The organism is Streptomyces diastaticus subsp. diastaticus, from assembly GCF_011170125.1.
GTDB classification, from domain to species: domain Bacteria; phylum Actinomycetota; class Actinomycetes; order Streptomycetales; family Streptomycetaceae; genus Streptomyces; species Streptomyces diastaticus.
In genome coordinates, this window is sequence record NZ_BLLN01000003.1 from 395449 (window position 1) to 412412 (window position 16964).

The following is a 16964-nucleotide window of genomic DNA, read 5'->3' on the forward strand; positions in this document are numbered from 1 at the left end:
ACCGCCTCCGGCCAGGCCCGGCCGAAAAGGTCTCGACCATCCTCGCCGAGCTGAGAGCATAAGGAGCCCGAACGACCGAACGAGCGGACGACCGCGACCGCCTGGCACAGGCCCGGTCCGCGGAACCAGCACAGGAGAGGCAGCATGCCGGACGGCGGCCCGACCACCCACGGGGAACAGCGCCCCCCGACCGCCCCCACGCCGACGCCCACCGGGGCCGTCCCGCCGCCGCGCGGACCGGCCACCGCCCCGCCCGGGCCCACGCCCGCCCTGCGCCGCACCGGCCTCCTGGTGACCCTGGTCCTCGGCGGGCTCACCGCCGTACCGCCGCTCTCCATGGACATGTACCTCCCGGCGCTGCCCGCGGTCACCACCAGCTACGGTGCCTCCGCCGCCACCGTCCAGCTCACCCTCACCGCCTGCCTCGCCGGGATGGCGCTCGGCCAGCTCGTGGTCGGCCCGATGAGCGACAAGTGGGGCCGCCGCCGCCCGCTCCTGGCCGGCCTCGTCCTCTACGTCCTCGCCACCGCCCTGTGCGTCGTCGCCCCGAACGCCGCGCTGCTGGTCGTCTTCCGGCTGGTCCAGGGACTGGCCGGGGCGGCCGGCATCGTCATCGCCCGCGCCGTCGTCCGCGACCTCTACGACGGCCTCGCCATGGCCCGCTTCTTCTCCACCCTCATGCTGATCTCCGGCGCCGCCCCCATCGTCGCCCCGCTCATCGGCGGCCAGCTCCTGCGGGTCACCGACTGGCGCGGTGTCTTCGGCGTGCTCACCGTGATCGGCCTCGGCCTGCTCCTCCTCGTCCACCGGGTGCTGCCGGAGACCCTCGCCCCCGAGGACCGGCACTCCGGCGGTTTCCGCGCCACCCTCACCACCATGCGCGGCCTGCTCGCCGACCGCCCCTTCACCGGCTACCTGCTCGCCGCCGGCTTCGCCTCGGCCGCCCTCTTCGCTTACATCTCGGCCTCCCCCTTCGTGGTGCAGGAGATCTACGGTGCCTCCCCGCAGACCTTCAGCCTGCTCTTCGGCCTCAACTCGGTCGGCCTGGTGGGCGCCGGGCAGCTCAACGGCAAGGTCCTCGTCGGCCGCGTCAGCCTCGACAAGGTCCTCGCCCTCGGCCTCACCCTGATGACCACCGCCGCCCTCGCCCTCCTCCTGATGACCCTCGGCGTCTTCGGGGAGGTCGGGCTCGTCCCGGTGGCCGCCGGACTCTTCGTCCTGGTCTCCGCGCTCGGCCTGGTCACCCCCAACACCACCACCCTCGCCCTGATGCGCACCCGCAACGCGGCCGGCTCCGCCTCCGCCCTCCTCGGCACCTCCTCGTTCCTGGTCGGGGCCGTCGCCTCCCCGCTGGTCGGCGTCGCGGGCGAGCACACCGCCGTCCCCATGGCCGTCCTCCAGCTGAGCTGCGCCCTGCTCGCCGCCGCCTGCTGGGCCCTTCTCGCCCGGCCCCGCCGCATCCCGGCCGGTGCGCCGCACACGGGAGGAGCGGACAGCTGAGCGCCCCCCGCCTGCGCCCCGGCACCCCTGAGAGAGCCGGGCTCGACGCCCGCGAGCTGCGCACCCTGGTCCGGGGCGTCCGCCGCCTGCCGAAAGGCCGCCGCCCCTGGTGCGCCGGGGCCGTCGTGGTCGCGGGCCGTGGCCCGTACCTCGCCGTCGAGGAGGCCGTCGGCTGGGCCGTACGGTACGAGGGGTGGGACACCGAGGCCGACGCGCCCCGCGAACTGCCCGAGGAGCAGCGGGTCGCCGCCACCCCCGACACCCCCTTCGACCTCGCCTCCCTCACCAAACTCTTCACCACCGTCGCCGCCGTCCAGCAGATGGAACGCGGCACCCTCGGCGTCGACGCCCGCGTCGCCGCGTACGTCCCCGAGCTGACCGCCGCCGCCGACGCCGGGCTCACCGTGCGCCACCTGCTCACCCACACCTCGGGCCTCCGCCCCGAACTGCCGCTCCACGCACTGCCGGACCGTGCCGCGCGGCTCGACGCGCTCCGCCACGAGAAGCCGCTCGTGGCGCCCGGCGGCCCGCCGCGCTACTCCGACCTCAACCTCCTCCTCGTCCAGCTCGTCCTGGAACGCCTCACCGGTCGCGGTCTGGACCGGCTCATCCACGACGGCATCACCCGCCCGCTCGGTATGACCGCCACCTCCTTCGGTCCGCGCCCCGAGGCCGCCGCCACCGAGGACCAGCGGCTGCCCTGGGCCAAGGCCGACCGGGGCATGGTGCGCGGCACCGTCCACGACGAGAACGCCTGGGCGCTCGGCGGCGTCGCCGGCCACGCCGGGCTCTTCGCCACCGCCGGCGACCTCGCGGTCTTCGCCCGCACCCTCCTCGCGGGCGGCGCCCACGGGCAGGCCCGCATCCTCGGCCCCGACTACGTCGACCTGATGCTCCGCCTCGGCCTCGGCTTCGGCATCGACCAGCCCTGGTTCATGGGCGGCCTCGCCGGGCGCGGCGCCGCCGGGCACACCGGTTTCACCGGCACCTCCCTGGTCATCGACCGGGCCACCGACACCTTCCTCGTCCTTCTCGCCAACACCGTCCACCCCCGCCGCCGCCCCGCCGACTCGGCCCCCCGGGCCGCCGCCGCGACCCTGCTCGCCCGCGCCGCCCGCACCCCGGGGCCGGGCGCCTGAACAGCCGGCCCGGAGCCCTCGCCTCGCGGTCCGGGCCCCGCCTCAGCGGCCGGGCCCGGCGGAGGGGGCGCCCGGGCCGCGCGTCGGGACGGTCTCCGAGGGCTCCCCCGGGGGCCGCCCGTCCGCGAGGCCCGGGCAGCGGGGGATGCCCGGTGCGCCCGGCCCGCCTCGTAGACTTCCCCGGTGCACGCCCCACTCTCCCCCCAGGCCCCCGCCGAGGCGCTCCGCGCCGGTCTCGCCGAACTCGTCGACGGGCTCCCGCCCCGGCAGGCCGCCCGGGCCACCGCGCGGCTCATCGCCAACTACCGGGGCGACACCCCCACCGACGCCCCCGTCCTGCGCGACCGCTCCGACGTGGTCGCCTACGCCGCGTACCGGATGCCCGCCACCTTCGAGGCCGACCGGCACGCCCTCGGCGCCCTCGCCGACGCCGTGCCCGACTGGACGCCCACCAGCCACACCGACATCGGCGGCGGCACCGGCGCCGCCGTCTGGGCCGCCGCGGACATCTGGCCCGACGCGGCGGACGCCCCGGACGGCGCCGCCCTCCGCCCCGTCACCGTGCTCGACTGGGCCGAACCCGCCCTCGTCCTCGGCCGTGAACTGGCCGCCCGCGCCCCCTCCGCCGCGCTGCGCGCCGCCCGGTGGCGCCGGGCGCGCATCGACGCCGCCCTCGACGTCCCGCCGTCCGGCCTGGTCACCGTCTCCTACGTACTCGGCGAGCTGGCCCCGGCCGACCGCACCGCCGTGGTGGACGCCGCCGCGGGCGCCGCCGAGGCGGTCACCGTGGTCGAGCCCGGCACCCCGGACGGCTACCGCCGGATCATCGACGCCCGGGACCGCCTGATCGCCGCCGGGTTCCACGTCGCCGCGCCCTGCCCGCACAGCGCCGCCTGCCCCATCGAGGAGGGCACCGACTGGTGCCACTTCGCCGCCCGGGTCAGCCGCTCCTCCCTGCACCGCCAGGTCAAGGGCGCCTCCCTGGCCTGGGAGGACGAGAAGTTCAGCTACGTCGCCGCCACCCGCCCGCGGCCCGCCCCGGCCGCCGCCCGGGTCGTCCGCAGGCCGCAGACCCGCAAGGGGCAGGTCCTCCTCGACCTGTGCCGCGACGCCGGCGAGCTGCGCCGGGAGAACGTCACCAAGCGGCAGGGCCCGCTCTACCGGGCCGCCCGCGACACGGCGTGGGGCGACCCGTGGCCGCCCCGGGAGGACCCCGCCCCCTGACGGGGGCGGGGCCCCGCGCCCGGTCAGCCCCGCAGCTCCTGCGTGCAGCACTTCACGCTGCCGCCGCCCTTGAGCAGCTCGCCCAGGTCCACGCCGACCGGCTCGAACCCGCGCTCCCGCAACGGCCCGAACAGGCCCTGCGCCGCCTGCGGCAGGAAGACCCGCGCCCCGTCGGAGACGGCGTTGAGCCCGAGGACGGCCGCGTCCTGCTCCCCGGCGATCAGCGCGTCGGGGAACAGCCGCCGCAGCACCGCCCGGCTGCCCGGCGAGAAGGCGTCCGGGTAGTACATGATCTCGTCGCTCCGGTCGTCCAGGACGGCCAGCGCGGTGTCGAGGTGGTAGTAGCGCGGGTCGACGAGGTCCAGCCCGATCACCGGCCGCCCCAGTACCTCCTGCGCCTGGGCGTGCGCGAGCGGACTGGTGCGGAAGCCTCGCCCGGCCAGCAGCCAGTTGCGGGTGACGGCGAAGTCGCCCTCGCCCTCGTTGACGTGGAGCGGTTCCACCGGCTCCCCGAAGCCGTGGGCGCGGAACCAGGCGGCGTGCGCCGCCGCCTCGGCCTGCCGCTCCGGATGGGCGAAGCGGGCGCCGAGCACCCGGCCGTCCACCACGGTCGCGCCGTTGGCGGCGAAGACCATGTCGGGCAGGGACGGGTGCGGGTCCAGCTCCTCCACGGTGTGGCCGAAGGCGCGGTAGCGGTCGCGCAGCACCTCCCACTGGGCCACGGCCAGCGGGACGTCGACCGGCTTGGCCGGATTCATCCAGGGGTTGATCGCGTAGGCGACGGTGAAGAACTGAGGCCGGCACATCAGGTAACGGCGGGCCGCGGCATGACGAGGCAAGGGGACTCCTCTCCTCAGACGAAGGGCCCGCCCGGTCGGCGGCCCCTGACGCTCATGCTGCGCCCGGAAGGTCCCCTTCGGTACCCAACGCGCCGGAACCACCCCCTCGCCCTCCCGGGCCCGCCCGACCGGAAGGGCGATACGAGACGGTACGTTGCGGTTCGTGCCCGCTGCTACATTGGCGGGTATGTCTGAGAAGGCCGCCCCCACCACGACCCCCGACGCCAGCCGCCGCAGCGACCGCTCCCGCCGCGCGATCTACGAGTCGGCCCTCGCCCTCGTCTCCGAGACCGGGTACGCCAAGCTCACCATCGAGGCCATCGCCGCCCGGGCCGGTGTCGGCAAGCAGACCATCTACCGGTGGTGGCCCTCCAAGGGCGACGTCGTCCTCGAAGCCTTCCTCGACCTGGTCCAGCGCTCCGCCGTTCCCCCCGAGGCCGGCCAGGGCGCCTCCGCCCTCCCCGACACCGGCGACCTCGCCGCGGACCTGAAGCTGGTCCTGCGGGCCACCGTGGACGAACTGAACGAGCCCTCGTACGCCGACCCCGCCCGCGCGCTCGCCGCCGAGGGCATCCTCAACCCGCAGCTCGGTGCCCGCTTCCTGGAGCAGGCCCTCGCTCCCGGGCTGAGGCTCTACGCGACCCGGCTGGCCACCGCCCGGGAGAACGGGGAGATCCGCGCGGAGACCGATGTGGCGATCGCCACCGACCTGCTGGTCGCCCCGCTCACCTACCGCTGGCTGTTGGGGACGGGCCCCCTCGACCACACCTACGCCGACGCCCTCGTCGACCAGGTCCTCGGCGGTCTGCGGAAGGGCTGAGGAGGGGCCGGCCCGCTCCGTCCGGCGCCCCCGCGTGCGCGCCGGAGGTGCGCTGCCCGCGCGCCTCCCCGAGCCAGACCTGCGCCGTCGTGCGCCCCCTACGCCTCCGTGCCCGGTACCCCCGGGGCGTCCCACCGGCCTTGCTTCCCCCGGGGAAGTGGCACCATGGAGCGCACGATGTCGAGGTGAGGGGATTGATGGGCGCGGAGTTCGGCCGCCGCACCGGCGGGCAGAGCAGGATTTCCCAGTGGCTGCACCGCCGGCCGAAACAGGACCCGGGCGACCAGGCCGTCCGGCGCGAGGAGCTGCTGCTCGCCGCCGCCGGGGCCGGGCTGCCCCTGGCGCCCGCGGCCCACCCGGAGGGATATCTCTGCTCGTGCGCGCGCGTGGGCTGTCCGACGCCCGCCCGCCACCCGGTCTCCTTCGCCTGGCAGACCCAGTCGACCACCGACCGGGGTCAGGTCGAGCGCTGGGCCCGGCACCAGCCCGAGGCCAACTTCATCACCGCCACCGGCATGGTCCACGACGTGCTGGACGTCCCCCTCCAGGCGGGTCGCGAAGCCCTGGAGGCGCTCCTCGTCGCCGGCGTCGAGGTCGGCCCGGTCGCCGAGACGGGCGACGGCCGGATGCTCTTCTTCACCATGACCAGGGGCACGCCCGAGGACGAGGACGAGTGGTGGCCCTGTGAGCTGGACGCCCACCCCGACACCGACGACGACTCGCCCGGCCTGCGCTGGCACTGCCGGGGCAGCTACGTCCTGATCCCTCCGGCGCGCCTCCCGGGCGAGGGCCCCGGCGTCACCTGGCTACGCGGCCCCGAGCACCCGCTGCCCGATCCTCTCACCCTCCTCGAACGCCTCACCGACGCCAGCGCCCGCCACACCCACGCCCACGACCCCACCACCGCCTGGCCCACGCGCCGCTGACCCCGCCCGGCCGCGGAACGGGGCCGGCTCCCGCCGGGGCCTCCCAGGTCCGCCGCGTGCGCTACTGCCCGGCCGCCCCGGTCAGCCCCTCGATCCGGTTGAGGAAGGCCACTCGCCTCTCGGAGTCCCGCTGATCCCGCGCCGGCACGGTGACGACCTGGTTGGAGACCCGCTCCAGGGTCACCGACCGCTTGATCTCGCCCTTCAGCAGCGCCCGCACCTCGGGGCGCACCGTCAGCGGCACACCCCGCGCGGCCGTCTGCTTCTCGAAGTGGCGGGTGGTGAAGAGGACCATGGCGCCGCCGTCCTCGGTCCGCAGCGCCAGCGGCGCGAAGTCCCCCTTGTCCAGCGGCTGGTCGACCCACTGGGTGGTGCGCCCGGGCCGGTCGGCGTTGGTCTCGCGCTGCGCCCGCCAGTCCGAGGTGTGCTGGCCGTCGGCGAACGACTCCCCGCCCCGGCCGAGGAAGTCGGCGTACTCCTCGCTGAGCCGTGCCGGGGCGACGGCGAGGTCGTCGGCGTCGGCCTCCACCGGCTTCGCGTGTCCCTCCGCGTCCTCGGCGAACTCGGGTATCTCGTCCGGGGTGAGGATGGAGAGGTAGGCCGCCTCCCACCGGGCGTCGGGTCCGCTCTTGACGAAGGCGACGAACCAGCGGGTGTCCTGTTCGGGGTCGTCGTCCACGTCCCGGTTGCTGTCGGTGTCCGCCACGAACCACCGCGGCCACCCGGCCTTGGCGGGGATCAGGAAGCGGGCGTCGTCCAGTTCCAGCGGGTTGTGGCGAGGGTTGCCGCCCGGTGTCGTCTTCCCCTTGGCCCGCAGACTGGCCTGGTTGATCTCGCCGAGCGCCCCGGTCACGTGATCCGCGCTCAGCTCGGGGTCGTACGCCTTGTCGGCGGCGTTGTACGCGTCGGTGAACTCCGCCAGAACCCGGGCCGCCTCGCTCTTCGTGGTGGCCGGTACGACCTCCCGCTCGCCGTGGACGGTGACGCACCCGCTGGCCGCCAGCGCCAGTGCCGAAACCGCCACCGACAGCGCCAACCCCCGCCGCCTGCTCATCCCTTGCGACCGCCTTCCCTGCTCCACGTCCGGGCCCGAACCCTATCGGCCCGGTGACCGCCCGGCGCACACAGGCCGGGCGCGCCCCTCGGTGGGAGAGCGCGCCCGGAATCCCGGTGCCAGGGTCAGCGTCGGCGCACCGGGACGACCAGCGGGGTGCCGCCCGCCGGGTGCGGGAGGACCTCGACGGGCTGACGGTAGACCTCGCCGATCAGCTCCGCGGTGAAGACCTCGCCGGGCGGCCCCTCGGCCGCGATCCGGCCGCCGTGCAGCACGGCCGCCCGGTCCGCGTAGGCGGCGGCGAGCTGGAGGTCGTGCAGGACGACCACGACGGCGTCGCCGGCCGCCGCCCGCTCCCGGCAGATCCGCAGCACCAGCTCCTGGTGGCGCAGGTCGAGGGCGGCCGTGGGCTCGTCGAGCAGCAGCAGCGGGGCACGCTGGGCGAGGACCCGGGCGAGGGCGACGCGGGCGCGTTCGCCGCCGGAGAGTGCCGAGAACGGGCGCCCGGCGAACCCGGCCACCTCCGTGGCGGCCATCGCGGCCCGTACCGCCTCCTCGTCCTCGTCCTCCCGTGCGGTCCCGGCCCAGGGGGCGCGCCCCATCCGGACCACGTCCTCGACGGGGAACGGGAAGGAGAGCGTGGCCGCCTGCGGCAGCACCGCCCGGCGCAGGGCCAGTTCGGCCGCGCTCCACTCACCGGCCGGGCGGCCCGCGACGCGTACGGTGCCCTCGGCGGCCGGGGTGTCGGCGGCGAGGGCGGCCAGCAGGGTGGACTTGCCCGCGCCGTTCGGGCCGACCAGGGCGAGGACCTGCCCGGCGCGGACGGTCAGGTCGGCGCCGTCGAGGACCGTGCGTTCCCCGAGGCGGACGCGCAGGCGGTCGGCGTGGGCGAGGACGGTGCCGGGTGCGGGCGGGGCGGGCAGTTCGCGGACGGTGCGCGCGGTGCCGAGGACTCTGCTGACCAGGCTCATGCCCAGCCTCCCTGCTTGCGCCGGGTGCGGCGCAGGAGCCAGAAGAAGAAGGGGCTGCCGAACAGGGCGGTCAGGACGCCCAGCGGGAGTTCGGCGGGGGCGGCCACGGTGCGGGCGGCGAGGTCGGCGGCGACCAGGACGAGGGCGCCGCCGAGCGCGCTGCCCGGTACCAGGAAGCGGTGCCCGGGACCGGCCGCCATCCGCAGCAGGTGCGGGACGAGCAGCCCGACGAAGGTGATGATCCCGGCGACCGCCACGGCGGCGGCGGTGAGCAGCGCGACGACCAGGACGAGCACGATCCGCAGCCGTTCCACGTCGACCCCCAGGTGGCGGGCCGGCCGCTCGCCGAGAGCGAGCAGGTCCAGCCGGCGGGCGTGGACCGGGGCGACGGCCAGTCCGGCGAGCGCGCAGGGCAGGACGGCGAGCACCTTGGGCCAGGTGGCCTGGGCCAGCGAGCCGAGCTGCCAGAAGGTGATCTGGCTGACCTGGGCGTTGTCGGCGAAGAAGACGAAGAGGCCGATGAGGGCTCCGGCGAAGGCGTTGACCGCGATGCCGGTGAGGATCAGGGTGACCACCTCGGTCCGCCCGCCGGAACGCGACATGAGGTAGACGAGGAGCACGGTGGCGAGTCCGGCGAGGAAGGCGAAGACCGTCACCGTCCAGTTGCCGAAGAAGGTCAGTCCGAGGGCGATGGAGGCGACGGCGCCGACGGCGGCGCCCGAGGAGATGCCGATGACGCCCGGTTCGGCCAGCGGGTTGCCGAAGACGCCCTGCATGAGGGCGCCCGCGCAGCCCAGCGAGGCGCCGACCAGCAGGGCCAGGACGACCCGGGGGAGCCGGATGTTCCACAGCACGCTCTCGCCGACCCGGTCCAGTGCCGACCCGCCGAGGCCGGCGCGGTGCTGGAGGGAGCCGAGGACGTCGCCGACCGGGATGCGGTAGGCGCCGGTGCCGGCGGAGAGCAGGCAGAGCAGCACCAGGACGACGACCAGACCGAGGGTGAGGCCGGCGGTGAGCGAGAGGCGGCGGGCGCGGCCGGCGGGACCGGTGTCCTTGACGGGGCCGGCGCCGGCCGGGACGTCCCCGGTCAGGCCGGCGGGCGGCCTGCCGCCTGCCGGGGAGGAGCCGGACGGGTGCGCGGTGGTGGTCACTTGGCGCCGTCCTGTCCCGCGTAGAGCTGGTCGACCAGGTCGGCGAGGACCTCGTCGGTGCGCGGGCCGTAGTTGAGCAGGACGCCGTCGTCGATGGAGACGACGCGGCGGTCCATCCCGGCGGGCGTCTCGGCGACGCCGGGGATCCTGACCAGGCCGTCGACGCCGTCGACCGACTTCAGGCCCTTGGACATGACGAGGATCGCGTCGGGGGCGGCCTTGGCGAAGGCCTCACTGGTGATGGCGGTGAAGTCCTTGCGCAGCCCGGACTCCTTGCCCGCGTCCAGTGCTCCGGCCGCCTCCAGCAGCGAACCCGCGCCGGAGTCGCGGCCGCCGAGGAGGTAGACGGAGGCCGAACCACGCAGGTACAGGAAGGCGACCCGGGGCCGGTCGGCGGCGGGCAGGCCGGGCACGTCGGAGCGGACCTTCTCGATGCGCTGCCCGGTGCGCTCCACCAGGGCCTCGCCCGCCTCGGTCACGCCGAGCGCCCGGGCCACGGCCTCGATCCGGGGGCCGATGTCGTCCAGGTCCTTCGGCGGGTCGAGGACGACGAGCGGGACGCCGGCGTCGCGGATCTGGCCGATGGCCTCGGCGGGCCCGGTGGTGGTGTCGGCGAGGACGACGGTGGGCTTCAGGGAGAGGACGCTCTCGGCGGAGACGTCGTGCGCCCGCGTCACCACCGGGAGCCCGGCGGCCTGTTCGAAGGTGGCGGTGACGTCGCGGGCGACGACCTGCTCGCCGAGGCCGAGGGTGAAGACGATCTCGTTGAGGCTGCCGGTGAGCGGCACGACGCGGCTGGTGTCCTCGACCGTGACGGTGTGTCCGTCGGCCGAGAGGACCTCCGCGGGGAGCTTCGGCTCGGGGGCGGGCCCGGCGAGGGGTTCGATCCGGTCGGTCCGCTTCTCGGCGGCCGGGGCGGCGTCCGCCTTCCGTCCGGGGCCGCCGCCTTCGGCCGGGCCCGTGCATGACGTGAGGGCGAGCGCGAGTCCCGCCGCCAGTGCACCGGTCCGAACTGGGATACGCACCGAGTCCACCGTCCTGTCGTGCTGTTGGGGTTCCGGCTCCCGAGGGTTCCGGAGAGACGGGAGGTAGCTTAGGTTAGCCTTACCTAAAATCGCCAGCCTGCCCGAAAGGGAAGTCTCATGCTGTCTGCCAGAGGTACGGCCCGAGCGGGTACCGTCACCGTTCTCGCGGCACTCCTGGGGGCCCTGCTTCCCGCGGCCACGGCCCAGGCGGCCGACCGCACCGTGCAGGGCGGCCGCCTGGACTGGGGAGTGAAGTCCTCGTTCCAGTCGTACGTCACCGGCCCCGTCGCCCAGGGCGGTTACACCCTCCAGGGCGGCGCGGCCACGGTCGGGGCCGACCAGTTCCGCTTCCACTCCGCGGCGGGCTCGTACAACCCGGACACGGGCGCCTTCTCGGCCGCCTTCTCCGGCGGCGTCCGCTTCCTCGGCCACCCGAAGAACGGCGGCCACGAACTCGACCTCACCATCGCCCGCCCCACCGTCCGCGTCTCCGGCGGCAGCGGCACCCTCTACGCCGACATGACCAGCAAGGCCAAGGGCACCGGCCAGGTCACCACCTCCGCCCAGGTCCCGCTGGCCACGCTCGACGTCTCCGGCATCGAGATGCGCGGCGGCGGCGGGCCGATCGGCCTCAGCAACCTCCCCGCCACCCTCACCGCGCAGGGCGCCCGCGCCTTCGCCGGGTACTACACCGCGGGCACCGCGCTCGACCCTGTCAGCCTCTCCGCGGACCTCTTGGCCGCCGCCCGGAAGCCCTCCAAGCCCCCCGCGGACGAGGGGAAGGAGGGCGACGGCGAGCAGGAGAAGAAGGCGGGGAAGGAGAAGGGGAAGGCCCGCATCGAGGACGCCGCCCTCGACTGGGGCGTACGCCGCACCTTCCGCGAGTACGTCACCGGTTCCCTCGCCCAGGGCGAGTGGCAGCTCGCCGACGGCGCCGAGGACGGCGGCGCCCTGTTCCGCTTCACCTCCGGCGAGGGCACCTTCGACAAGAAGGGGCGGCGGCTCGACGCCTCCTTCGACGGCAGTGTCCGCTTCACCGGCGCACACGGCCTGGACCTGAGACTCAGTGAGGTCACCGTCCGCGTCGAGGACGGTGAGGGCACCCTGCGCGCCGACGTCCGCGACGCGGGCGAGGCGGCGGAGAACGTGCCGCTCGTCACCTTCGCCGCGAAGGAACTCAAGGCGGAGGACGGCCTGATCACCCTCACGGAGGCCCCCGCGAAGCTCACCGCGAAGGGCGCCGAGGCCTTCGGCTCGCTCTACAGGAAGGGCACCGCGATGGACCCCGTCTCCCTCGCCGTCGCCCTCGACGAGAAGGCCGTGCTTCCGGCCCTGCCCGACCTCGGCTCCGCCGACACCCCGGCCGCCTCGCCCGAGCCGGAGGAGGCGGCCGCCAAGGAGGCCGCGGAACCGGCCGCCGCCGGGAGTTCCTCCCCGGCGCCGCCGCTGGCCGTCGGCGCCGGAGTCGTCGCGCTGGCCGCGGCGGGCGGCGGGCTGGTGATCGCCCGCAAGCGCCGTCCGGCCTCCGGCGCCGCAGACCAACCCTCCCCGCAGGACGGCTGATCCCCGACGGATCCCGTCCCGCGCCCCCACGCAGTACCTCAACCTCCCCCCGCACGGCTCCCCTTCCTCTCTCCGGGGGCGCACGACCAGCGCTCCCGGCCCTCACCTCAGGAGACCTCCCGTCATGATCGCCAACCGCCGCCCCATCGCCCTGGCCGCCGCCGTCGCGACCGCGCTGGGCCTGGGCGCGACCGCCCTGACGCTGCCCGCCGTGGCCGCCGGCTCCCCGCGTGCCGGTGCCCCGGTGATGGACCTCACCGACGGCACCCTGGACTGGGGCCTGAAGGAGTCCTTCCGCCGGTACGTCGACGCCGGCGGCACCATCACCACCTCCGGCGGCGCCACGCGGGCCGAGGGCGACGGCGCGTTCACCTTCGCGGGCGGCACCGGCACGTACAACGAGGCCGGCGACCACGGGGTGAACACCGCCTTCGACGGCGCGGTCACGTTCGCCTACCCGACGCACGGATTCACCATCACCGTCGCCGACCTGAAGATCGTCACCTCCGGCAACACCGGTGTCATCAAGGCCGACGTGACCCTCAACGACGACACCCAGGACGACATCGACCTCGCCACCGTCGACCTCGCGGGCGCCACCAAGGGCGACAGCCGCACGGAGATCGTCTACAAGGACATCCCCACCACGCTGACCGCCGACGGAGCCAAGGCGTTCAACGGCATGTACAAGGAGGGCGACGCCCTCGACCCGGCCTCCCTCTCCGTCACGGCGGTCCCCCCGACCGCCCCGCCGACCGGGGAACCCACGGACGAGCCGACCGAGGAGCCCACGGACGACCCCACGGAGAAGCCCACCGAGGAGCCGACCGGGGAGCCGACGGGCGGGCCGACCGGGGAGCCCACCGGCGGGCCCACCGCCGAGCCCACCGGGAAGCCCTCCCCGGACGGCGGCCAGGAGCCCGGCCGGGTGGCGAAGGGCACCCTCGCCTGGGGCGTCAAGGAGTCCTTCCGCCGCTACGTGGCCACCGGCGGCTCCGCCGACGCCGCGGGCGGTGCCAAGGACAACGGCGACGGCTACGACTTCCCGTACGCCAAGGCCGACCTGGACAGCGACGCGCGCAAGCTCTCCGCCTCCTTCGACGGCAGCGTCCGCTTCACCTACCCCTCGCACGGGATCGACATGAAGTTCAGCGACGTCAAGGTCGAGGCCGACGGGGACAGGGGCACCCTCTCCGTCGACGTCACCACGCCGCAGGGCACCGAGGACGACGTCGAGTTCGCCACCCTCGACCTCTCCGGCGTCTCCTACGAGGCCGAGGCCGACGTGGTCCGCCTGGAGAAGATCCCGGCCGCCTTCACCGCCGACGGTGCCGCGGTCTTCGCCAACGACACCACCGGCTCCATGTACAAGGAGGGCGAGGCCATCGACCCGGTGTCCATCGCCCTCGGCCTCACCGACGACGCCGAGCTGCCCGGCGGCAACGGCGGCAACGGCGGTTCCGGCACCGGCGGAACGGGCACGGGCGGCACCGGCTCACTCGGCTCCGGAACCGTGGGCGGGACCGGCGGGACCGGAGCCCTCGCCGCCACCGGCGCCGGGATGCCCACGGGCGCCCTCGCCGGCGCGGCCGCCCTCGTGGTGGCCGCCGGAGCGGGCGTGGTCGTCGCGGCCCGCCGCCGCAACGCCGCCGGCGACGCCGCGAGCTGACCGCACGCCGGCCGGGCGGCGCGGCCCGGCCGGCCCGGGGCGCGCGGTGGACCCGAACGGGCCACCGCGCGCCCCCTCGGCCGGGTACGGCGCGCCGCGTACCCCCAAAGTGGGCCGCGACGGGTGGGGCGGCCCTCCGTGCGCCCCCGGGGCGCGACGCCGGCGGGGGAACGGGCGGTGTTTCAATCTCCGGGTGACGCACATCGACGTACTGAGGGTCTTCTGCGGGCCCGACGGCCGGCACGGCAACCGGCTGGGCGTGGTCCGCGACGGCTCCAGGTTCCCCGGGGACGAGGCCCGGCGGGCGCTGGCGGCCCGGCTCGGCTACAGCGAGACCGTCTTCGTCGACGACCCCGAGCGCGGCCTCGTCGACATCTGGACCCCGAGCCTGCGCCTGCCCTTCGCCGGCCACCCCTGCGTGGGCGCCGCCTGGCTGCTCGACGTGCCCGAACTCGTCACCGCCGCCGGCGTGGTGGCGGCCCGCCAGGACGGCGAGTTCACCTGGATCGAGGCGCGCCCCGAGTGGGCCCCGCCGCGCACCCTGCGGGAGTTCCAGGACCCGGACGAGGTCGACAGGCTCCCGCTCCCGCCACCGGGGGAGTGGGTCTACGCCTGGGCGTGGAGCGAGGAGGCGGCGGGCCGCGTCCGGGCCCGCGCCTTCCCCGGCCGGGGTGACGGCGTGGAGGAGGACGAGGCCACCGGCGCCGCCGCGCTGCTGCTCACCGCCAGGCTCGGCCGGGCCCTCAACATCAGCCAGGGGCGCGGCTCGCAGCTCCTGACGGCCCCCCAGCGCGACGGCACGGTGGAGGTCGGCGGGCGGGTCGAGCCGGCCGGGACGGTGCGACCCTGAGCCTGCGTGGGTGTGCCCGCGGGCCCGCTCGCCCGTGAGAGGCGGAGCGGGCCCGCGAGTGGCCGGGTGGTGCCGGTCAGGCGGCGCTGAGCGGGAACTCCTGGCCCAGCTCGCGGAAGAGGGACGTGTTGAGCGCGAAGGCGCGCTTGCACTCGTCGACCACGCGGTGCTTCTCCAGCTCGTCGACGGGCAGGGCGTCGAGCAGCTCGCGGTAGCCGCGCTTGAACGCGGCCGGGTTGCCTATCCCCTCGAAGACGTAGAACCGCACGCCGTCGCCCTTGCGGGCGAAGCCCCAGGTCTTCTCGGCGGTGCCGCGGATGATCTGGCCGCCGGAGAGGTCACCGAGGTAGCGCGTGTAGTGGTGGGCGACGAAGCCGCCGGGCCAGGTCCGCACGCACTCCCTCACCCGTCCGGCGTAGACCTCGGTGGCGGGCAGGGCGGTGGCCCGCTCCTGCCAGCCCTCGCCGCGCAGGTGGGCCAGGTCACGCTCCAGCTCGGCGGTGCGCTCCAGCTCCGGCTGGAGGAAGGGCCCCGCCACCGGGTCGTCCGCCAGGGCCGCGGTGCCCTCCTCCAGGGCGCGGTACACGAACCAGAGCTGCTCGGTGTAGCGGGCGTAGGCCTCCACGCCGAGCCTGCCGCCGAGCATGTCACTCATGAACGTGCTGGTCTCCGCCTCGGTGTGCTGTTCGTGCGAGGCGGTGCGGATGAGCGTCGAGAAGGGGACGGGCGGCGTGTCCACAACGGACCTCCGGGGCGTGAAGTGAGGGGGGGGAGCTGCGCCCATCATTTAACTTAGGCTTGCCTAAGTCAACAGCTTGCCGACTGTTCGTCGGTAAAGTTCCCGACATCGGGTCGATAAAACCGTCCGGGCCGGATTCCGGGTCGCGTGGCCGGCCGTACGCACGCCGGAGGGGCGGCCCCGGCCTCGCCGGAACCGCCCCTCACCGCACTGTCCGCGCCGCCCCTCAGGGCAGCGTCAGGATCTCCGCCCCGGCGTCCGTGACCACCAGGGTGTGCTCGAACTGGGCCGTGCGCCGGCGGTCCTTGGTCACCACGGTCCAGCCGTCGTCCCACATGTCGTAGGTGTGCGTGCCCAGGGTGAGCATCGGCTCGATGGTGAAGGTCATCCCCGGCTCGATCACGGTGGTCGCGCCGGGGGAGTCGTAGTGCGGGATGATCAGGCCGGAATGGAACGCGGTGTTGATGCCGTGACCGGTGAAGTCGCGCACCACCCCGTAGCCGAACCGCTTGGCGTACGACTCGATGACACGGCCGATGACGTTGATCTGGCGGCCCGGGCGGACCGCCTTGATGGCGCGGTTCAGCGATTCCCGGGTCCGCTCCACCAGCAGGCGCGACTCCTCGTCCACCTCCCCGACCAGGTAGGTCGCGTTGGTGTCACCGTGCACCCCGCCGATGTACGCGGTCACGTCCAGGTTGATGATGTCGCCGTCGCGCAGCGCCGTGGAGTCGGGGATGCCGTGGCAGATCACCTCGTTGACCGAGGTGCACAGCGACTTGGGGAAGCCCCGGTAGCCCAGCGTCGACGGGTAGGCGCCGTGGTCGACCATGTAGGCGTGGGCGATCCGGTCCAGTTCGTCGGTGGTCACCCCCGGCGCGATCGCCTCGGCGGCGGCCGCCATGGCGCGTGCGGCGATCCGGCCCGCCGTCCGCATCGCCTCGATCGTCTCGGGGCTCTGCCGTTCGGGACCCGTGTACGGGGTGGGCGCGGGCCTGCCCACGTACTCGGGGCGCCGGATGTTCCCGGGCACGGTGCGGGTGGGAGAGAGCTCCCCTGGTACGAGCGTCGACTGGCCAGACATGCCGACGAGTGTAGCCAGCCCGACTCGGGCAACATGGCCCTCACGGAGGCCGCAGCGGCGGCGGAAGCGAGGGGAGCCCCCATGGCACTGTTCAGGAAGCGCGCGGCAGGCAGGCCCGGCGAGTGGTACTACTGCCTGGAACACGGCACGGTCGAGGAGGGCCCGCAGTGCCCGGCGAAGAACCGCCTCGGCCCCTACCCCAGCCGGCAGGAGGCGGAGAACGCCATGAACACCGCCGCCCGGCGCAACCAGAGCTGGGAGAACGACCCCCGCTGGCACGACAAGGGGGACGACGACGGGGACGACGGCGGAAAGGGCCCGTCGGCCGCCTGACGGCCGACGGCCGGCGCACGCCCCACGGCGGCCCCGGACGCGAGATCCGGGGCGTCCCGCCGGCCCCTTCTACCAGC

The 16964-nt window shown here is 75.1% G+C and carries 16 protein-coding genes; 9 read left to right on the top strand and 7 right to left on the bottom strand.

Features of this window, described 5'->3' with window-relative positions; all coding sequences use genetic code 11:
* Positions 1-144 precede the first annotated feature (144 nt).
* The 3 genes from Sdia_RS10200 to Sdia_RS10210 all read left to right on the top strand — a co-directional run bounded on the left by Sdia_RS10200 (position 145) and on the right by Sdia_RS10210 (position 3863).
* Positions 145-1500: a multidrug effflux MFS transporter gene (locus Sdia_RS10200; protein WP_164381951.1), complete on the top strand. Its 1356-nt coding sequence runs from the start codon at positions 145-147 to the stop codon at positions 1498-1500.
* 125 nt (positions 1501-1625) lie between these two features.
* Complete coding sequence (locus Sdia_RS10205) at positions 1626-2639, top strand: serine hydrolase domain-containing protein (protein WP_100452933.1); 1014 nt, start codon at positions 1626-1628, stop codon at positions 2637-2639.
* 183 nt (positions 2640-2822) lie between these two features.
* Complete coding sequence (locus tag Sdia_RS10210; RefSeq protein ID WP_100452934.1) at positions 2823-3863, top strand: small ribosomal subunit Rsm22 family protein; 1041 nt, start codon at positions 2823-2825, stop codon at positions 3861-3863.
* Between the two features lie 23 nt (positions 3864-3886).
* Here the strand turns inward: Sdia_RS10210 and ddaH are convergent, their stop codons facing one another.
* Positions 3887-4702 carry a dimethylargininase gene (ddaH, locus tag Sdia_RS10215; protein ID WP_100452935.1) on the bottom strand — a complete coding sequence of 272 codons (816 nt, stop codon included), beginning with the start codon at positions 4700-4702 and terminating at the stop codon, positions 3887-3889.
* 187 nt (positions 4703-4889) lie between these two features.
* Between ddaH and Sdia_RS10220 the strand changes: the two genes are divergently transcribed.
* Both Sdia_RS10220 and Sdia_RS10225 read left to right on the top strand, forming a co-directional pair.
* Positions 4890-5522 (top strand): TetR/AcrR family transcriptional regulator, encoded by a 633-nt coding sequence (locus Sdia_RS10220; RefSeq protein ID WP_100452936.1) that lies wholly within the window; start codon positions 4890-4892, stop codon positions 5520-5522.
* 197 nt (positions 5523-5719) lie between these two features.
* Positions 5720-6448, top strand: coding sequence for a bifunctional DNA primase/polymerase (locus Sdia_RS10225; protein ID WP_124287649.1), 729 nt, complete (start codon positions 5720-5722; stop codon positions 6446-6448).
* Between the two features lie 61 nt (positions 6449-6509).
* Here the strand turns inward: Sdia_RS10225 and Sdia_RS10230 are convergent, their stop codons facing one another.
* The 4 genes from Sdia_RS10230 to Sdia_RS10245 form a co-directional block, all read right to left on the bottom strand.
* Positions 6510-7502, bottom strand: a complete 993-nt coding sequence (locus Sdia_RS10230) for an SCO2278 family lipoprotein (protein WP_463314983.1) — start codon at positions 7500-7502, stop codon at positions 6510-6512.
* A gap of 125 nt (positions 7503-7627) precedes the next feature.
* A complete protein-coding gene (locus Sdia_RS10235; protein WP_100452939.1) occupies positions 7628-8473 on the bottom strand; it encodes a heme ABC transporter ATP-binding protein in 846 nt (281 codons plus the stop codon).
* Positions 8470-9564 (bottom strand): FecCD family ABC transporter permease, encoded by a 1095-nt coding sequence (locus tag Sdia_RS10240; RefSeq protein WP_229830624.1) that lies wholly within the window; start codon positions 9562-9564, stop codon positions 8470-8472. Before Sdia_RS10240 ends, Sdia_RS10235 begins: the two co-directional genes overlap by 4 nt.
* Positions 9565-9620: 56 nt before the next feature.
* Positions 9621-10658 (bottom strand): heme/hemin ABC transporter substrate-binding protein, encoded by a 1038-nt coding sequence (locus Sdia_RS10245; RefSeq protein ID WP_189499949.1) that lies wholly within the window; start codon positions 10656-10658, stop codon positions 9621-9623.
* Positions 10659-10766: 108 nt separating this feature from the next.
* Between Sdia_RS10245 and Sdia_RS10250 the strand changes: the two genes are divergently transcribed.
* From Sdia_RS10250 to Sdia_RS10260, 3 genes are all read left to right on the top strand, one after another.
* Positions 10767-12212, top strand: coding sequence for an HtaA domain-containing protein (locus Sdia_RS10250; protein ID WP_189499950.1), 1446 nt, complete (start codon positions 10767-10769; stop codon positions 12210-12212).
* Between the two features lie 124 nt (positions 12213-12336).
* Complete coding sequence (locus Sdia_RS10255; protein WP_189499951.1) at positions 12337-13881, top strand: HtaA domain-containing protein; 1545 nt, start codon at positions 12337-12339, stop codon at positions 13879-13881.
* Between the two features lie 193 nt (positions 13882-14074).
* Entirely contained in the window at positions 14075-14731 is a 657-nt protein-coding gene (locus Sdia_RS10260) for a PhzF family phenazine biosynthesis protein (protein ID WP_189399714.1), read from the top strand.
* 76 nt (positions 14732-14807) lie between these two features.
* Here Sdia_RS10260 and Sdia_RS10265 read toward each other — a convergent pair whose 3' ends face one another.
* Positions 14808-15470 (bottom strand): biliverdin-producing heme oxygenase, encoded by a 663-nt coding sequence (locus tag Sdia_RS10265; RefSeq protein WP_189399716.1) that lies wholly within the window; start codon positions 15468-15470, stop codon positions 14808-14810.
* Between the two features lie 226 nt (positions 15471-15696).
* Positions 15697-16554 carry a type I methionyl aminopeptidase gene (gene map / locus Sdia_RS10270; RefSeq protein WP_189499952.1) on the bottom strand — a complete coding sequence of 286 codons (858 nt, stop codon included), beginning with the start codon at positions 16552-16554 and terminating at the stop codon, positions 15697-15699.
* Positions 16555-16635: 81 nt separating this feature from the next.
* On the opposite strand from map, the gene Sdia_RS10275 reads away from it, so the two are divergent.
* On the top strand, positions 16636-16887 hold the full coding sequence (locus tag Sdia_RS10275) for a hypothetical protein (RefSeq protein WP_100452946.1): 252 nt from the start codon (positions 16636-16638) through the stop codon (positions 16885-16887).
* Positions 16888-16964: the final 77 nt, after the last annotated feature.

Bases quoted from the DNA above. Each gene is read 5' to 3' on its own strand.
- Sdia_RS10200 (WP_164381951.1), top strand. From the start codon at position 145: ATGCCGGACGGCGGCCCGACCACCCACGGGGAACAGCGCCCCCCGACC.
- Sdia_RS10220 (WP_100452936.1), top strand. From the start codon at position 4,890: ATGTCTGAGAAGGCCGCCCCCACCACGACCCCCGACGCCAGCCGCCGC.
- Sdia_RS10225 (WP_124287649.1), top strand. From the start codon at position 5,720: ATGGGCGCGGAGTTCGGCCGCCGCACCGGCGGGCAGAGCAGGATTTCC.
- Sdia_RS10230 (WP_463314983.1), bottom strand. From the start codon at position 7,502: ATGAGCAGGCGGCGGGGGTTGGCGCTGTCGGTGGCGGTTTCGGCACTG.
- Sdia_RS10235 (WP_100452939.1), bottom strand. From the start codon at position 8,473: ATGAGCCTGGTCAGCAGAGTCCTCGGCACCGCGCGCACCGTCCGCGAA.
- Sdia_RS10250 (WP_189499950.1), top strand. From the start codon at position 10,767: ATGCTGTCTGCCAGAGGTACGGCCCGAGCGGGTACCGTCACCGTTCTC.
- Sdia_RS10255 (WP_189499951.1), top strand. From the start codon at position 12,337: ATGATCGCCAACCGCCGCCCCATCGCCCTGGCCGCCGCCGTCGCGACC.
- map (WP_189499952.1), bottom strand. From the start codon at position 16,554: ATGTCTGGCCAGTCGACGCTCGTACCAGGGGAGCTCTCTCCCACCCGC.
- Sdia_RS10275 (WP_100452946.1), top strand. From the start codon at position 16,636: ATGGCACTGTTCAGGAAGCGCGCGGCAGGCAGGCCCGGCGAGTGGTAC.